13 protein-coding genes are annotated in these 15,912 nt (G+C 45.7%); 10 read left to right on the forward strand and 3 right to left on the reverse strand.

Annotated features, from left to right (window positions below):
• Nucleotides 1–136 precede the first annotated feature (136 nt).
• Entirely contained in the window at nucleotides 137–1,549 is a 1,413-nt protein-coding gene (locus Q4Q52_RS18605; RefSeq protein WP_311991312.1) for a PLP-dependent aminotransferase family protein, read from the reverse strand.
• 157 nt (nucleotides 1,550–1,706) lie between these two features.
• Here Q4Q52_RS18605 and Q4Q52_RS18610 point away from each other — a divergent pair, with 157 nt between their 5' ends.
• From Q4Q52_RS18610 to Q4Q52_RS18625, 4 genes are all read left to right on the forward strand, one after another.
• Nucleotides 1,707–3,041, forward strand: a complete 1,335-nt coding sequence (locus Q4Q52_RS18610; RefSeq protein WP_311991313.1) for a cytochrome ubiquinol oxidase subunit I — start codon at nucleotides 1,707–1,709, stop codon at nucleotides 3,039–3,041.
• 60 nt (nucleotides 3,042–3,101) lie between these two features.
• Complete coding sequence (cydB, locus tag Q4Q52_RS18615) at nucleotides 3,102–4,109, forward strand: cytochrome d ubiquinol oxidase subunit II (RefSeq protein WP_311991314.1); 1,008 nt, start codon at nucleotides 3,102–3,104, stop codon at nucleotides 4,107–4,109.
• 101 nt (nucleotides 4,110–4,210) lie between these two features.
• Complete coding sequence (locus tag Q4Q52_RS18620) at nucleotides 4,211–4,345, forward strand: DUF2474 domain-containing protein (protein WP_311991315.1); 135 nt, start codon at nucleotides 4,211–4,213, stop codon at nucleotides 4,343–4,345.
• Between the two features lie 728 nt (nucleotides 4,346–5,073).
• Nucleotides 5,074–5,475, forward strand: a complete 402-nt coding sequence (locus Q4Q52_RS18625; RefSeq protein WP_311991316.1) for a GreA/GreB family elongation factor — start codon at nucleotides 5,074–5,076, stop codon at nucleotides 5,473–5,475.
• Between the two features lie 777 nt (nucleotides 5,476–6,252).
• On the opposite strand, the gene Q4Q52_RS18630 is transcribed toward Q4Q52_RS18625, so the two are convergent.
• The gene (locus Q4Q52_RS18630; RefSeq protein WP_311991317.1) at nucleotides 6,253–7,029 is read right to left on the reverse strand and encodes a helix-turn-helix transcriptional regulator; all 777 of its coding nucleotides are present in this window, start codon (nucleotides 7,027–7,029) and stop codon (nucleotides 6,253–6,255) included.
• A 348-nt stretch (nucleotides 7,030–7,377) separates the two neighbouring features.
• Between Q4Q52_RS18630 and Q4Q52_RS18635 the strand changes: the two genes are divergently transcribed.
• Complete coding sequence (locus Q4Q52_RS18635; RefSeq protein WP_311991318.1) at nucleotides 7,378–8,268, forward strand: DMT family transporter; 891 nt, start codon at nucleotides 7,378–7,380, stop codon at nucleotides 8,266–8,268.
• A gap of 163 nt (nucleotides 8,269–8,431) precedes the next feature.
• Nucleotides 8,432–10,063, forward strand: coding sequence for a methyl-accepting chemotaxis protein (locus Q4Q52_RS18640; RefSeq protein WP_311991319.1), 1,632 nt, complete (start codon nucleotides 8,432–8,434; stop codon nucleotides 10,061–10,063).
• Between the two features lie 287 nt (nucleotides 10,064–10,350).
• On the opposite strand, the gene Q4Q52_RS18645 is transcribed toward Q4Q52_RS18640, so the two are convergent.
• Entirely contained in the window at nucleotides 10,351–11,196 is an 846-nt protein-coding gene (locus tag Q4Q52_RS18645; RefSeq protein ID WP_311991323.1) for an FAD:protein FMN transferase, read from the reverse strand.
• A gap of 724 nt (nucleotides 11,197–11,920) precedes the next feature.
• Here Q4Q52_RS18645 and Q4Q52_RS18650 point away from each other — a divergent pair.
• The 4 genes from Q4Q52_RS18650 to Q4Q52_RS18665 all read left to right on the forward strand — a co-directional run.
• Nucleotides 11,921–13,255, forward strand: a complete 1,335-nt coding sequence (locus Q4Q52_RS18650) for a Na+/H+ antiporter NhaC family protein (protein ID WP_063884109.1) — start codon at nucleotides 11,921–11,923, stop codon at nucleotides 13,253–13,255.
• Nucleotides 13,256–13,293: 38 nt separating this feature from the next.
• Entirely contained in the window at nucleotides 13,294–14,136 is an 843-nt protein-coding gene (locus Q4Q52_RS18655; protein ID WP_311991320.1) for a hypothetical protein, read from the forward strand.
• Between the two features lie 8 nt (nucleotides 14,137–14,144).
• Nucleotides 14,145–14,873, forward strand: a complete 729-nt coding sequence (locus Q4Q52_RS18660; protein ID WP_311991321.1) for a 23S rRNA pseudouridine(2604) synthase RluF — start codon at nucleotides 14,145–14,147, stop codon at nucleotides 14,871–14,873.
• A 390-nt stretch (nucleotides 14,874–15,263) separates the two neighbouring features.
• The coding region (locus Q4Q52_RS18665; RefSeq protein ID WP_311991322.1) for a hypothetical protein at nucleotides 15,264–15,912 on the forward strand (649 nt) is incomplete at its 3' end.

The following is a 15,912-nucleotide window of genomic DNA, read 5'->3' on the forward strand; positions in this document are numbered from 1 at the left end:
GCATGTTCAACAAGCTAACAGATAGACATCTGGAAGTCTAAAACTTTTTAACCTCAGCATTTAACTTCTGTCCCCATACCTCAAACAACAAAGCGGGCTAACATAACAGGCTCACATAACGAGCTAGCATAATGAGCTAGTGCGAATAGTTGCGGATAAGTTCGGCCAGCACTACAGCAGCAGAGACTATCTCTGGCGAGCACTCGTATGAGGCATTCAAACGCATAAAATGGCGGAACTCGACCTGATTACTAAAGAGATTGCCGGGAGCAATACTAATCCCGCGCGCTATCGCCTGAGAATAAATTTGTGTCGCATCCATGTGTGCTGGCAGCGCTAACCAAAGAAAATAGCCGCCTTGTGCAAAGTTAACCCCCACAGACTCGGGCAGATGCGCGCGCAATAACTGGTACATGGCCAATTTGCGATCGGCTAACTTTTTACGTAACTGCTTCAAATGACGCTCATATTGTGCCGACTGAATAAAGTCGGCGATGGCAAGCTGCATGGGCGCGCTGGTCGATAGCGTCGACATTAACTGTAATCGTTGTAACTGAGGTGCATAGCGCCCCGCCGCCACCCAGCCGACACGATAACCTGCAATCAAAGACTTAGAAAATGAGCCACAGTGCAACACTCGTCCTTCGGTATCGAAGGCTTTTACTGGCCTTGGCGCGCTAGCGTCGACATAAAGCTCTTGATAAACATCATCTTCAATCAGACTAACCTTATGCTCATTTAGTAACTGATAAAGCGCCTGTTTTTTAGTATCTGACAAGCTGCAACCTAAGGGGTTTTGATGTTGGCTCATCAGCCAGCAGGCTTTTACTGGGTAAGTTTTTAACACTTCCGCTAGCGCCTCGAGATCAATCCCCTGTTGTGGATCGGTCGCGACCGCAATCGCCTTAAGCTTAAGCCGCTCAATGGCTTGCATCGCGCCATAAAAGGTCGGGGATTCAATGACTACCCAATCCCCCGCTTGAGTTAGGGTCGATAAACTTAAGTTCAGCGCCTCCATGGCGCCCGAGGTAATGATGATTTCATCGGGTGAAATGCTCATACCCAATTTGGCATAACGTTGGGAAATCGCCTTACGCAGCCCCGCATTGCCTGGCGGTAAATTATCGGCAGCAAAAGACGGTGACATGTGCCGAGTAACCTTGACTAACGAGCGCGCCAACGCTTGCTGCGGGAATAAACTGGGATCGGGAAAACCTGAGCCAAAGGGCACTATGCCCGCCTGTTTTGACGCCTGCAAAACAGAGAATACGAACTCGTTAATATCCACTTTATCAGAGAGATAAATCTGCCGCTGACGGTCGGGATAGCGAAAGGTTTCTGGCTGCGGCGCCACTAAATAAGCCGATTTTGCCTGCGCCGTAATCACGCCTTGGCTTTCCAATAGCTGATAGGCATTAAGCACTGTCATCAAACTCAAACCCGAATCGGCCACCGTTTGGCGCAGCGACGGCAACTTGTCCCCCGCCTGCCAGACGCCTTGGGCTATTCGTGTCTTTAATTCCTGCGCTAACTGCTCGTATTTCGCCATCTGTTATAGCTAAATCAATATATTCTGTGTCTGTTATAGCCAGCTTATCCCATGGTCTAATGGCGCACAAGCTTTCACCGTCGAGCCGATTTAGGGCTTAGCGGACAAAGCATTAATGAATGCCTTTGTAACGAGACTCTTATCTCTCGAGGAAATTATGTTTGATTTTGATGCCACTGTACTTGCTAGGATCCAATTTGCTTTTACCATCTCTTTTCACATTATTTTCCCCGCCATCACTATCGGCCTCGCCACTTATCTAGCGGTATTAGAAGGCTTATGGCTGAAAACGGCGAATCAGGTGTACCAGCAACTCTATCAATTTTGGTCAAAGATTTTTGCGATTAACTTCGGCATGGGCGTGGTCTCTGGCATAGTGATGGCCTATCAATTTGGTACCCATTGGAGCGCGTTTTCCGCCTTCGCCGGCAGTGTGACTGGGCCACTTCTCACCTATGAAGTGCTTACCGCGTTTTTTCTCGAAGCGGGATTTCTGGGAGTCATGCTATTTGGTCAGCAGAAGGTCGGCAAAAACCTACATTTCTTCGCCACTTGCATGGTCGCCACGGGCACGATTATCTCGACCTTCTGGATCTTAGCTTCAAACAGTTGGATGCAGACGCCCCAAGGTTTTGAAATTGTAAACAATCGCGTCATTCCTGTGGATTGGTTTCAGATAGTGTTTAACCCGTCATTTCCCTATCGTTTAGCCCACATGACAGTGGCGGCGTTTATTTCGTCGGCTTTCTTTGTCGGCGCATCGGCGGCGTGGCATTTACTCAAAGGGAACGATACGCCCGCAATTCGTAAAATGTTGTCTATGGCGATGTGGATGGCGTTAATCGTCGCGCCGCTGCAAGCTGTGATTGGTGATTTTCATGGTTTAAATACCCTTGAATATCAACCTGTAAAAGTCGCGGCAATGGAAGGCCATTGGCGTAATGAGGGCGATAAACCCACACCGCTGATCTTGTTTGCCATTCCTGATATGGACGCAGAGAAAAACCACTTCAGCCTTGAAATTCCAGGGCTGGCGAGTCTGATTTTAAAGCACGATTTAAACAAACAAGTGCCCGCCTTGACTGAGTATCCCGCGGAAGACAGACCCAATGTGTTGTTAGTGTTTTGGAGTTTTAGGGTCATGGTCGGCTTAGGCCTATTGATGATTTTTGCCGGACTGTGGAGCGCTTACCTCAGACGCAAAGGCAAGCTCTACAGCAACAAACACTTTCTGCGATTTGTACTGGTGCTCGGCCCTGCAGGACTGCTCGCGACACTAGCGGGCTGGTTTACCACCGAACTTGGGCACCAACCATGGGTGATCCAAGGGTTGATGCGCACGCAAGATGCCGTGTCTTCCCATAGCGTTACCCACCTGAGTATCAGCCTAGGGATTTTCATTGTCAGTTACTGCGGCATCTTCGGTGTGGGTTATCGCTATATGATGCGACTCATCCGCAAAGGGCCAGATATCGCAGCAACAAGCCATTAATTTTAAAGTCAATAAATCTAGTTTTACTTATTTAATCTTAAACATATTTAAGGGCTCACCATGGAATTCGATCTACCCTTGATTTGGTTCGGGATCATCATTTTTGCCACCTTGATGTATATCGTGATGGATGGCTTTGATCTCGGCATCGGCATACTGTTTCCCTTTATCCACGACGAGGATGACAGGGACATTATGGTCAATACCGTCGCCCCCGTTTGGGATGGTAATGAAACCTGGTTAGTGCTCGGCGGCGCTAGCCTGCTCGGTGCCTTTCCCCTCGCCTACGCCATAGTGCTCGAAGCGCTGACCATACCGCTGCTTATTATGTTGCTGGCACTGATATTTCGCGGCGTGGCGTTTGAGTTTAGATTTAAGTCGGGCGCAGAAGCTAAACCATTCTGGGATAAAGCGTTTATGTTCGGCTCTATCACTGCCACCTTTTCACAGGGCGTAGTACTGGGGGCGTTTATCTCAGGTATTTCGGTGAGTAACCAACAATTTAGCGGTGGAAGTTTCGATTGGTTATCGCCCTTTTCACTCTTCTGTGGATTTGGCCTTATGCTGGCCTATGCTTTGCTCGGCGCGACTTGGCTGGTGAAAAAATGCCAAGGCGAGCTTAAAACGACCATGCAACAACTCGGCAGAGCACTGACCTTATGCCTGCTTATGACCATAGGCTTAGTCAGTTTATGGACGCCTTTTGTGCAGCCCAATATTGCCCTGCGCTGGTTTAGTTTACCGAATTTATTCTACTTTGCCCCAGTGCCCATACTGGTATTAGCCTGCGGCTGGGCCTTGATGAAATCCTTGCACCGCGATGATAACTATCAGCCATCCATGCTCACGCTATGCCTGGTTTTTTTAGGTTTTAGTGGACTCGGGATCAGTATCTGGCCACACATTATTCCACCCAACATCAGCCTTTGGCAGGCGGCCGCGCCCGATAGCAGCTTAAGCTTTATGCTCGTCGGCGCGCTGATGATCATCCCGCTGATTTTGGTTTACACCTTTTGGAGCTACTACGTGTTCCGCGGCAAAGTCACTAAAGATGCAGGCTATCACTAGCCATGACTCAGGTAAAAGAGGCTTCCCAAAACGCGACCTAAGCTAATTTGGCTTAGGTCGCTAATTCACTTTAGATAACTTTACACATGCTGGAGATAAACATGACGACCCCAACTAAATCCCTCAGCTATCGACTCGGCTGGTTAGTGCTCATTTGGTGCACGAGCGTCAGTTGCGTGTTCCTCGTCTCCATGTGCATTAAAATACTGTTGAAAGGCGCGGGATTAACCACCTAAGTGGATACCCGATATTTACCATTTAAACGCACACATTAAGGCTTAATTCAGTTAGCTTGCATAGCATAGCGTTAAAATATACTTAAGTATTATAATCACCGAGCTAAGGGATTATTCGAGTGTACATTATTGAATGAGTACTTTATTTGAATGAGCAACTTTAGTGAATTAGTGCGCTATTTACTTAATGGGTATTTCATCGCTATACCCATCAGTGCTCGATTTATTTTACGCGTGCTAGGATTAAATTGACTAAGATTGGCATCAACACCAACAAAGTTAATTTAGTGTTAAATGAATATTTCTGTAGATAAGTATATTCAGCAATATGAACCTGGTTGGGCTTGCATTATTTTTTCACTTGGCCTATGGTATCAACCAAGTAAACATGAATTATTTAATTAGCACTTTACTTAGTTAGCACTTTACATTATTTGCCATATTGAGCGCTTAAAAAAGCAACCCATAACACACTTTTGACTGGAGATGTAAAACTATGTTTAGCACTGCATTTTCATCACTATTTCCCCATGTATTAGCGAGCACTCTTAGTTTAACCTGCTGCTTGGCTAAATCATTCCGCTTCTCACTCAAATTCCCAGTCTAAGCCGAGCGTCATTCGCGCTCGGCAGAACTTTAATACTCTTGTTAAATAAGCACTGAATCCAGTTATTCCTCTTTTTTAAATTCTTTGCTTGCACTTTTACTTGGTTATTTCAGAGGCGGAAATGGCATATTCCTTTTTTAGCGGTTTATTTCAGAATTTTATACTAAAAACCGAAACCTATTATTTACAGAACAGTTTTAATGCCTCCCTGCGCCCAACTGCTTTGGCAGGCGTGATTAGCAAACTTGAGCAGCTCAAGCATGATGTGGCGAGTGATAAAGTGACTGTGGGGCGGGAGGTCCGCTTAGTTAATCTGCAGGATCAACAGGAGTATCAAATTGAGCTCGTGTATCCACCAAAGCATAAACCCAGTGCAGGACGCTTCTCTGTTATATCCGATTTAGGCGTTAGCCTACTTGGGCGGTCAAAGGGCGAGTTGGCTGAAGTGAGTATTTTAGGCAAGCCAGTGCTGTTTATGATTAAAGATGTCAGTCTAGCGAAAAAACCTAAAAAAGCTAAGTAGCCAGCTGATTTAAGCAGCGTTATTTCTAATGGCTTTTAGTGATTTATGTTGACTGAATCTACTCAAGTGTTAAGCCATTTTAGATGGCGTAATTAAAGATATAGTGTGTTCTACTCCGTGACAACATACTTCAACTCGCTATTAGCGGCGGCTTCTAGCGGTACTTTCAACATAATAGGATAAGAAGGAATGTTATTTTGAAGTCATTAACTGGCCGCGTTATTTATTAAAGACAGGCATTAAATTAATTTAACACTGAAATTAACGCCTTTTGCCACTATTTACACTAAGTCATGGCAGCGCTTTAAGGTAAAAAAAGCAAAGGGGTTAAGAGGTTTAGGTTCGGCACCTCATCGTTAAATTACGTTTTATGTGTCCTTTATAAATAAACCGACTCAATTTAAGCCTGAAATAAAAATTGAGCCCAACTATCGGAACCGAATTGCGGCGCGGAACCGGATAGTGACCTTCACTTTGGAGTCTATATCTATGAGTAAAGAAAAAAACAAAAAACCGCCAATGAAAACCTTAAAAGAGAAGCGTCAGGATAAACGGAACCGCCAAAAAGCATCCGACTAATTTATCCATCAATGTAAAAAAACCTTAAATCCTTTCTTTAAATAGGCCGAAAATAGGGTGCTAAATGCTTTGGCACCCTATTTTATTTCTCGGTTTTATCCGCTTATCGCCTCACAACATCCGCTAGCGTTCGAATTAACAACAGGTCATTTTTCAACACACTAAGCTTATATGCCATCACACTAAACTTATGCGCCATCATAATCGACGGCGATACTGCTCCGGCGAACACTGGGCATACTTTTTAAACATAACGATATAAGGTGAGGTTTGGTTGTAGCCGAGCGTTAATGCCACCTCTTTAATAGCTAGCCCCTGACGCAGCAATTGTAATGAATAGATAAACTTATGCCTTTGCCTTAACTCGGTAAAACTCATCCCCAGCGCCTCTTGGCAACGACGGGCTAAGGTACGCTCTGTAGTGTGTAATTCATTGGCCCAAGATTTAAAGGTCTTAGGACTCGCAGGGTCGGCTTCAAGTGCCAGCAACAACGGCTGTAACAGTTTATCTGAGACTGTGGGCAAAAATTGCGGCAGAGCTTGGCCGATAGTGAGCTGATCGAGCAAAACCTCAACAAGCCGTTTATCCGCCGCCGAGTTTGCCACTCTAACTTGCCGCTCCCGCAGATCGTTTACGATAGATTGGGCAATAGGTGTCACAGCTAACAAACAGGTCTCTAGGGGAAACGCCGCAGCCCGCTCGGCAACGATATTCATCGAACAATAATGGATACTACGCCGAGTGAAACTTTCATGCTCTATCCCCGCAGGAACCCAAATTGCATATTGCGATGGCGATAAAAACCGTTGCCCTGCAGCATGTAATTCCATAATTCCACCGCTGATTAACTGTAGTTGTCCCCAAACATGTTGATGTTTTGGCGTTACCGTATTTGGCAAGAAAGCTTCATAGTTAAAGAAAATATCCGTAACTGGCTCTTGCTCTGCCGTAAGGGGATGATAAACCGTACGCATTTGTCTGTCCTTAAAGCCTTCTAGCTCAATACACTCTCTGATTCAATAGCACTCAACTGGTTAATAGCACTCAAGCAATCCAGATTTAATCGCACTGGTTTAATCGCGCTCAAGCGATTTTGCCATCCCATAGCACTCTGTCCGCCGAGGAACTGACCTTGTCTGATAAGCGATATCTATATCATAACCGACCATGGATAATTGCCTGCAATGATTATCTGGATGTATAAGTAATACGTAGTAAGCAGAGTCTCATTATGAGTTACTCAGCTTTAGCCATGTAGACTCAGTCGCTTATGCCTATTCACTCATGTCCAGCCACGTAAACCATTATCGAAAGGCAAGATCATGTTGTATTTGTTTCCCCTATTAGCCGTTTTCATTTGGGCGGGTAACTCGATAGTTAATAAACTCTCATTTGGGATTATCGATCCTGAAGCCATAGCGTTTTACCGTTGGTTTTTTGCAATGTTGCTATTAACGCCCTTTGTCGCGGATCGCGTGTGGCAAAAGCGCCGAGTGATCTTGCCGCTGTTACCTAAGTTCGCGACTTTGGCCATGCTAGGTATGGTGCTCAACCAGAGTCTGGCCTATTTTGCCGCGGCCACCACCACGGCGACGAATATGGCATTGATCACCTCACTCGTGCCTATGATCAGCCTGTTTTTAGCCGTTCCCTTACTCAAACAGAAGCTGTCGCCGTTAGCCTTTGGTGGCACACTGATCTCGCTCGTTGGCTTAATTTTTATGTTAAGTCACGGCGATATGATGAATCTTGCCATCGGCGTCACCCAAGGTGACTTGTTATTGCTGTTCAGCGCCTTTGTGTATGCACTCTATGGTGTATTACTAAAACGCTGGCAATTACCACTGCCCACTTGGGAATCGGTTTATATTCAAGGACTCATAGCCGTATTTATGCTGACACCACTGCTGTTCAGTAGCCCGAGTATGGCAATTAGCACACAATCGGCACCACTAATACTGTATGCTGCAATTGCGGCCTCGCTGCTCGCGCCGTGGGCTTGGATCAATGGCATCAGCAAACTCGGCGCCGATCGCACCAGCGTGTTCTTTAATTTAATGCCGATTATTGCGGCGATACTGGCGGCCATTATCCTAGATGAAACCTTGGCCATTTATCATTACATTGGCGGCTCTATGGTCATTATTGGCGTCATGCTAGTGCAGATAAAACCTAAGCCAAAAGCCATCTCCACCTTAGCTTGCCCCGAATAATTTAAGCTAAACACCTAAGCCCTGGCTGCACAGTCGGGGCTATTCATCTTCTTTCTATGGGCACAAAACTTCGCCCAGAATCCCATCGCAATTTACTGCATGTAAAAGCAATTCTATAAATAACGGCTAAGCTATTTATTAGGTTATTAATGGAGATACTCCTATGTTTAACAGTATTCGCGTTAAGTTTTCACTGATGTTTGCCATTATGGCGACTGCGCTCATTGTTATGGCCGTCACCGACGCCATGCAAAGCCGTGCGACGGTAAAACAGATGCAAGAGTTCAGTCAGTTATTTAATCCTGCGATTTCGGCAATTCTCAATGCAGACCGCGATCTTTACCAAGCACAGCTCAGTGAAGAAGTGTTATTAAGGGAAGAATTATCAGCCGAGAATCGCAAGAGTGAGATTGATAACTGGCAAGAAAACGTCGACCAAGCCCGTGACCGAATGGGCGAGTTTAAAAAAATCCTTAAAGACCATCTGCTGGTACTGCAATCCACCAATGGCTTTGAAGCGCAATTTTCCCTTTGGTATCAAGCCTCATCTGAAGTCATTAATGCCGTCAAAAGTAATGACTTTGAACGGGCGAAACAGCTTCACGAGACCAAATCCAAGCAAGAATTTAAAGCTTTAAGAAGCATCTACAATGCGGCGGGGGAAGCGGCCGATAACCGCGTAAAAGAGCTAGACTTACAAGCAACTGAACAGGCAACCACCCAAACCCAAATATCCCTCACCATAGCCAGCTTAGTGGCCATAGTCGCCCTGTTGATTGCCTACTTTGGCCCTAAAATCATCGTTAACGCGATTAAAGATATCACCAGCAGGATCAATGACATTGTTGATGGTGACGGTAACTTAACTCAGCGGATCCCCATCAAACGTCAGGATGAAATCGGTGAGCTTGCCGAGGCCTTTAACTTGTTTGTGGAACAACTGCAGCAGATGGTGATCTCGATTATTGGTCAAACCAAGGATGTAAGCCAAACCGTTGAAAGCCTTGCGACTAAGTCCACCACCACAATCAACATCAGCCATGAACAAGAGCAGTTTGTCGATACCATAGTCACAGCAGTCAATGAAATGAGTGCGGCCGTAAGAGAAGTCGCCAGCAATGCCCTGCACACGGCAACCGAAATCACTAAGGTGAACGACCAAACGGTGGAAGGTAAAAATATCCTCGCCCAGTCCGTTAATCATATTCAGCAACTGTCTGAATCGGTTAAGAATGCCGTAACGGTTATCGAAAAGCTCTCAGTCAATTCAGCCAATATTGCCTCAGTGCTCGATGTGATCCGCTCTATTGCCGAGCAAACTAACCTGCTCGCCCTTAACGCAGCAATTGAAGCGGCGCGCGCTGGTGAACAGGGCCGCGGCTTTGCCGTGGTCGCCGACGAAGTGCGTACACTAGCGAGTCGCACCGAAACCTCGACCCAAGATATTCAGCGTATGATTGAAGAGTTACAACGCGGCGTAAATGACGCGGTTAAAAGCATTGAATCGGGCGCCAGCCTGACCACATCAACCGTCACCCTCGCCAGCCAAACCCAAGATGCATTGGATGAAATCCTAAACTCCACCTCTAAGGTCAGCGAGATGTCCACTCAAACGGCAACGGCGACCGAAGAGCAAACCCATGTAACCGAAGAAATTAACCGTAACTTGACTGAATTATCCGATAAAACAAGATACTGCAACTTAGTCATTCAAGAGACTCAGCAAATCGTCGTCAACACTAAGGCTATTTGCAACAATCTACAAAAAGAAGTGGCGCGATTTAAAGTCGCTTAAGATAAATGGTTAGCGATAAGCTATTGAAACGAAAAGAGTGCCCAATAAAGGCACTCTTTTTAATAGAAACAATTTAATAGGAATCCTGCAAAACAAAGCCTGAAGATAATAAAAGCTCCACTGCCGTATGCAAATTGCAAATAACGGTAACGATACTGAACCCAAGTTGTATCGATTCACCCGTTAAAGTGCGAATAACAGTACTAACTGTTTAATGTTAATTCACAGTAATGATTGAATTTCTAATTCAATCATCTGCAAAAGCTGTAAAACAGCCAAAAGATACATCACTCAAAACTGACTAATCGACCACCTAAGTGGGCAATTCTATCAGTGACGGAGTCAGAACTTAAGTAACCCGCAACCTTAGTCAAGGCATCGGCACGCCAAGCAAAGGGCGCACTCACACTGACAATGCGCTCAGTTTCAGTATCGACATTTACATCAGTAACATTGCCCGTTGGCAGTAATAACGCCGGATAATCATGGCTTAAAGTTTGTGATACTCGCGAGCTTGCCAGCGCCATATTGCTCACGCAGATCTTTTGGCTCAATCCCTTTTGGCCGCGGCAGAGTACATTTAAAGAGGCACTGCCAAAGACTTTTAAATCCCCACCGGCATTGACCCAACCACCGCCAACGCCCGCGCGGCGCAACTCACTCACCGCCATATCGACCGCATAACCTTTGGCTATACCATCTAAGGTTAAAATGAGTGGTCTAGCTAATCGCACTTGATTGCCTTTTATTTCAATATCCTGCCACTCGCCTTGCAACAGTAAAGGCATACCAAGATAAGCAGGCAAAGCGCCGCGGGACATCATTTCCCCGCCGACAGTACAATTGAACAAATTATTACTCGCCTTGCCTAGCCACTTAGCTAACTTGAGCACCCGTAAACTGTCTTGGCTTACACTAATCCATGTTCCCGGCTGGCGATTTAACTGATTTAACTCACTGTCCTGCTGATGAAAACTCAGCAACCGCCCAATATGCGCCACACGCGAAAAAGCCGCTGTGATCGCGGCTTCTAAGGTTTTATCCCCAAGTGGGATCACACCGCCTTGATCTGGCAGTGACTCGGCGGCAATTTCCACCAGTGTTCCGAGTAATGGCTTAGCGCGACGTATCATGATAAAACCCACTGTAGTAGGAAGATCTGAGGGATCAGCAATAAACACTTCATCCCGTTAAATTTAAACAAAGCACTAAGAGTAATTAACATAATTTGTGCGGATTCTATTAAAGTCTCTACTTCAATACAAATTGTTATCATTATTTTTTATGGGGATTTTAGATGGTTAACACCGTTTTACATTTAAAAACAATAGATTGCTTATTAAGGCTTTGTTAAAGTTATTTGACGTGCAATTGCTATAGCAAAGCTACACAAGCGAACTCAGTCAATACGTCCTCAAATGAGCCCTATTGATTAATGCCACTCATCATTTACGTTATTTATGCTGACTTACCCATCAACAACTCAAGCTCAATGGGGCGATAAATAGCCAGCTTACTCCATCACACCAGTCATTAGCTTAAATTTCACGCTATTCCATTCTGTTGCAATACACTCTAAATCAGATAAAAACCCGCTAACTTAACCTGAATGCAAACTGATAAAACATTGATTATAAATTCAAATGTAGACTGAGCTTCATCTTATACAACCTATTAATAACCTAGCGATCACAACGGAAGTAAAAACATCTAGACGTCTAAATTGACAGGTTGGCGGGGATCAAATATGCTTTGCCTCAAGTTGCTAGGATACGATGCCGAAGTGACACTAAATTTAAGCGAGTTTGACTGCTAAGGAACCTGCGGAAAGAACTCTAAGCGAAAGAGAGATAACATTTGAGCAATCCAACACCAGCAACACAGCACAGCCCGGCATCTTTCATTGCCCTGTTGCCATTATTTGTTTTCCTTGGTCTTTTCATTGGCGCGGGTGTGTATTTCCAAAGCCAAGGTGTCGACTTCGCCTTCTATCAATTACCGAGTGTTATCGCCATTTTACCTGCGATTATTCTGGCGTTGATTTTATCAAAACAGAAATTGAATCAATCGATTGATACCTTCATTGGCGGTATTGGTCACAGCAACATTATTGCTATGTGTTTGATTTATTTATTAGCAGGCGCCTTCGCAGCGGTCGCTAAAGCCACAGGCGGTGTCGATGCCACTGTTGCTCTGGGTTTATCACTGATCCCATCAAACTTGTTGTTACCCGGTTTCTTCGTGATTGCGGCCTTTATCGCAACAGCCATGGGAACCTCAATGGGCACCATAGCTGCTGTCGCACCCATCGCCCTCGGCGTGGCCGACCAAGCGCAAATCGACTATGCCCTGATGGCAGGTGCTGTGATGTCTGGCGCCCTATTCGGTGACAACTTATCGATTATTTCCGATACCACGATTGCAGCTACGCGCACTCAAGGCTGTGATATGAAAGATAAATTCCGTGAAAACCTGATTTTCGCTATTCCCGCATCACTGCTAACCTTGATTGCCTTTGTATTTGCAGGCCAAGGCCAAGCAGAATTAGCGTCGCAGAACATAGATCTCATTAAGGTCATTCCTTATCTGACCATTTTGATCTTAGCTGTGGCGGGTCTGAACGTATTTGTGGTCTTGACCTTAGGTATCTTATTAGCGGGCGCTACGGGTCTGTTTACCATGGATTACGGCGTAATCCAATTTGGTAAAGATATTTATGCTGGCTTTAGCAATATGCAGGAGATTTTCATTCTGTCTATGCTGGTCGGTGGTTTAGCGGCACTTATGCAGCAACAAGGTGGTCTCGCCTTTGTGAGCAAACAGATTGAAAAGCTGATCACGCGTTTTTCAAAGGCACAAGGTGAAGCCTCATGCCGCGCCGCAGAACTGGGTATGGCTGGCATAGTCGCAGTGACTAACACTTGTGTGGCCAACAATACGGTTTCTATTGTTGTGACCGGTGATATTGCCAAAGACTTAGCCGAGAAACATGGCGTGAGCCCAAAACGTGCCGCCAGCGTCCTCGATATTTTCGCCTGTATTATCCAAGGTTTGATCCCGTATGGCGCACAAGCCTTGCTGATCGCCTCGACCTTTAGCATCACCCCATTGGCTGCGGTATCACACGCTTGGTACTGTATGATTTTAGCCGTCGTGGCCGTTGCGATTGTGATTTTCCGCAAACGACACTAAACAATGTGTTTGAGTCGTACGAGTAAAATCTAACCTTTATGATCAGGAACGCACTAGGCGTTCCTGATCATTTTAAAGCTCTCTTTTGGCAACAAAGCATAAACTCGCTTGCCTTCATTAAACAATTCAGGCAAGTTACCGCATTCAGTGTGGTCATTTCCCATCAGTATGTTTTAGTCTCCATGAATCCTCTTTATCACCAAGAACCAAGTCAATACGATCTACATCGTCTTATTACATGGTTGATTGTAGGCGCAGCCTTTATTAGTACTTCTGGAGTTTTAATTGCTATTTATGCTGAATATCAAAACGTTGGAGTTCAAGTCTTACAAATACGCGCTGATTTTTTAGGTAACTATATCAACTCACCTCTCGCTTATGTGTTTAATTTAAGCTTATTAGCCGCAGGGCTTTGCATACTTATTTCAATGGCTGGACTCTACTTACTAAAACTAGATACGTTTAGCCAATGGATAGCACTAACAGGTGCCTGGGTAGGAATCTCTGTGATTTTGATGGGAATATTCCCCATTAATTTTTTGAGCATACACAGAATAGTTTCAACGAGTTATCTATTAAGCACCCTCATCTTACACAGCCTTGTGATTATAGCGGGAATAGTGCCTCGGTTTATTTGCCCAAAGCCACTGTTCTATTTAAGTCTGATAAGCTTTTGTAGTGCCGTGAGTTTAACCCTGCAATTAGATTGGACAATATTGGATTTCCCTCCCTGTGTGCCCCAAACACACTTTTGTACTGTTTCAGCCAATATGTGGCTCCAAACTAACTTGAGTATCATTTGGTGTTTAAGCCTAGCCTTTGCAATGCGGCGCCTATCAAAAATACTGTATCATCGCGCCCAAGAACGCCAAATACTTTAGGGTAATCCATGCGCTTAGCAAAATACCTCGCCCAGTGTGGCATAGGCTCACGCCGTGAAGCCTGCCGTTTAATTGAGGCCGGGCGCATCACACTCAATGGCCATATCGCCCGCCACACAGATCCCATCCGTTTGGACGAATTATTAAACTGCCTCGACCGTATTGAGCTTGATGGCGCACCTATCACTCAAACCGAAACCCTCGCCTACTGGGCATTTAACAAAGCCGTAGGCACGGATTGCCGCCTGCTGGAGCAGGATGAAACGAGTCTTGTACACTTGCTCCCCAAAGCGCCAAGACTCTATCCCGTCGGCAGGCTCGATAAAGATTCCCGCGGCCTACTGCTGTTAACTAATGATGGTGAGCTAACCCATAAACTCATGCACCCCAGTTTTGCCCACAGTAAAACCTACCATGTGCGCCTCGATAGGCCATTCACTGATGAGTTTGTTGAACAAATGGCCAGTGGAGTGCGTTATAAAGATGTGCAAACCTTGCCCTGCCAAGTCCGCCGCCTCAGTTCGGACAGCTTTGAAATCGTGCTAACTCAGGGACTAAATCGCCAAATTCGGCGTATGGCCAAGGCACTCGGATATCGCGTTATCGATCTTGAGCGCGTCGCCATAATGGCGCTGAATTTACGCGAATTAGCATCTGGTGAGTTACAAGAAGGTCAAATGCGGCAACTAACACCACAGGAAACCACAGCGCTTAAAACGGCACTGGTTACAGCGTAAACTAAAAAAACGAAGATAATTACGGATGGAAAATCTGCATTAGACCTTCTGGTTTCAGCCAATAGCAGCCATCTGCAGTTAACTCTCTTATGCCCCAAAGCAAGACAGTTGAGCTACGCGCATTACGCATTAATTGACATTGCTTCCCCAGTGACACGCCGTGAATATATCCATATAGGCTCGACGGCGACATCTGTAGCACACCGAAGTGTAAATGCCGCGTTCACATGGATGTGAAAGAGCGGCCATGCCGCCAACGGTCACTGGTGCAACAATGCCAATCTTAACTAACCCCCTCGCTGCTCGTTTAGCTAAAAAGATATTGACTATGATGCCGCGGGGAATATTCTGGTCAAAGATGATTACGGCAGCGGTTATCTGTATGGCAATGTGGGTAAAGGTTTAGGGGGTAATGCAGGCCCCAACGCGATAAGACAGTTTATTCGCGGCGGTACAACCTACAACTTTACTTATGATAACAATGGTAATCGGTTAATTGGCGATGGGGCGACCTTAACTTACGATGACCAAAACAAACCCTTAACTGTGGTGCGTAATGGCACCACCAGTACCTTTAGTTATGATGCGAATGGTCAGCGCTATAAACAGGTTAAGCAGCAAGGTAGCAGCATCACGACTACCTACTATGTGGGCAGTTTTGAACGTGAGGTGAGCAGCAGTGCCACCATCGATAAGACTTACATCGGTGACCACACCATCAAGATGAAAGCCCATGTAGGGTGCTTAGGCAATCAATCACCATTCCAGCACGTATTAAGGGACCACTTAGGCAGTGTCGATACCTTAATCGATGGGCAAACGGGCGCTGTTCTGCAATACCGGGGTTATGATGTGTTCGGCCGGCCACGGGATATTGCCGCAGGCAATGCCTTACTGACAGCCTGGCAAGGGGTTACCAAAGGTTACACCGACCACGAGCATTTGAATGAGCAGCAGTTAATTCATATGAACGGTCGGATTTACGACTTCAATGTCGGCCGCTTCTTAAGTGTTGACCCGTTCTTGCAGTTCCCCGAGA

The sequence above is a fragment of the Shewanella sp. SP1S2-4 genome (assembly GCF_031932075.1).
GTDB lineage: Bacteria > Pseudomonadota > Gammaproteobacteria > Enterobacterales > Shewanellaceae > Shewanella > Shewanella baltica.

Excerpts from the sequence above, each read along its gene's own strand:
- Q4Q52_RS18605 (WP_311991312.1), bottom strand. The coding sequence starts at position 1,549 with ATGGCGAAATACGAGCAGTTAGCGCAGGAATTAAAGACACGAATAGCC.
- Q4Q52_RS18610 (WP_311991313.1), top strand. The coding sequence starts at position 1,707 with ATGTTTGATTTTGATGCCACTGTACTTGCTAGGATCCAATTTGCTTTT.
- cydB (WP_311991314.1), top strand. The coding sequence starts at position 3,102 with ATGGAATTCGATCTACCCTTGATTTGGTTCGGGATCATCATTTTTGCC.
- Q4Q52_RS18620 (WP_311991315.1), top strand. The coding sequence starts at position 4,211 with ATGACGACCCCAACTAAATCCCTCAGCTATCGACTCGGCTGGTTAGTG.
- Q4Q52_RS18625 (WP_311991316.1), top strand. The coding sequence starts at position 5,074 with ATGGCATATTCCTTTTTTAGCGGTTTATTTCAGAATTTTATACTAAAA.
- Q4Q52_RS18630 (WP_311991317.1), bottom strand. The coding sequence starts at position 7,029 with ATGCGTACGGTTTATCATCCCCTTACGGCAGAGCAAGAGCCAGTTACG.
- Q4Q52_RS18635 (WP_311991318.1), top strand. The coding sequence starts at position 7,378 with ATGTTGTATTTGTTTCCCCTATTAGCCGTTTTCATTTGGGCGGGTAAC.
- Q4Q52_RS18640 (WP_311991319.1), top strand. The coding sequence starts at position 8,432 with ATGTTTAACAGTATTCGCGTTAAGTTTTCACTGATGTTTGCCATTATG.
- Q4Q52_RS18645 (WP_311991323.1), bottom strand. The coding sequence starts at position 11,196 with ATGATACGTCGCGCTAAGCCATTACTCGGAACACTGGTGGAAATTGCC.
- Q4Q52_RS18655 (WP_311991320.1), top strand. The coding sequence starts at position 13,294 with ATGATCAGGAACGCACTAGGCGTTCCTGATCATTTTAAAGCTCTCTTT.
- Q4Q52_RS18660 (WP_311991321.1), top strand. The coding sequence starts at position 14,145 with ATGCGCTTAGCAAAATACCTCGCCCAGTGTGGCATAGGCTCACGCCGT.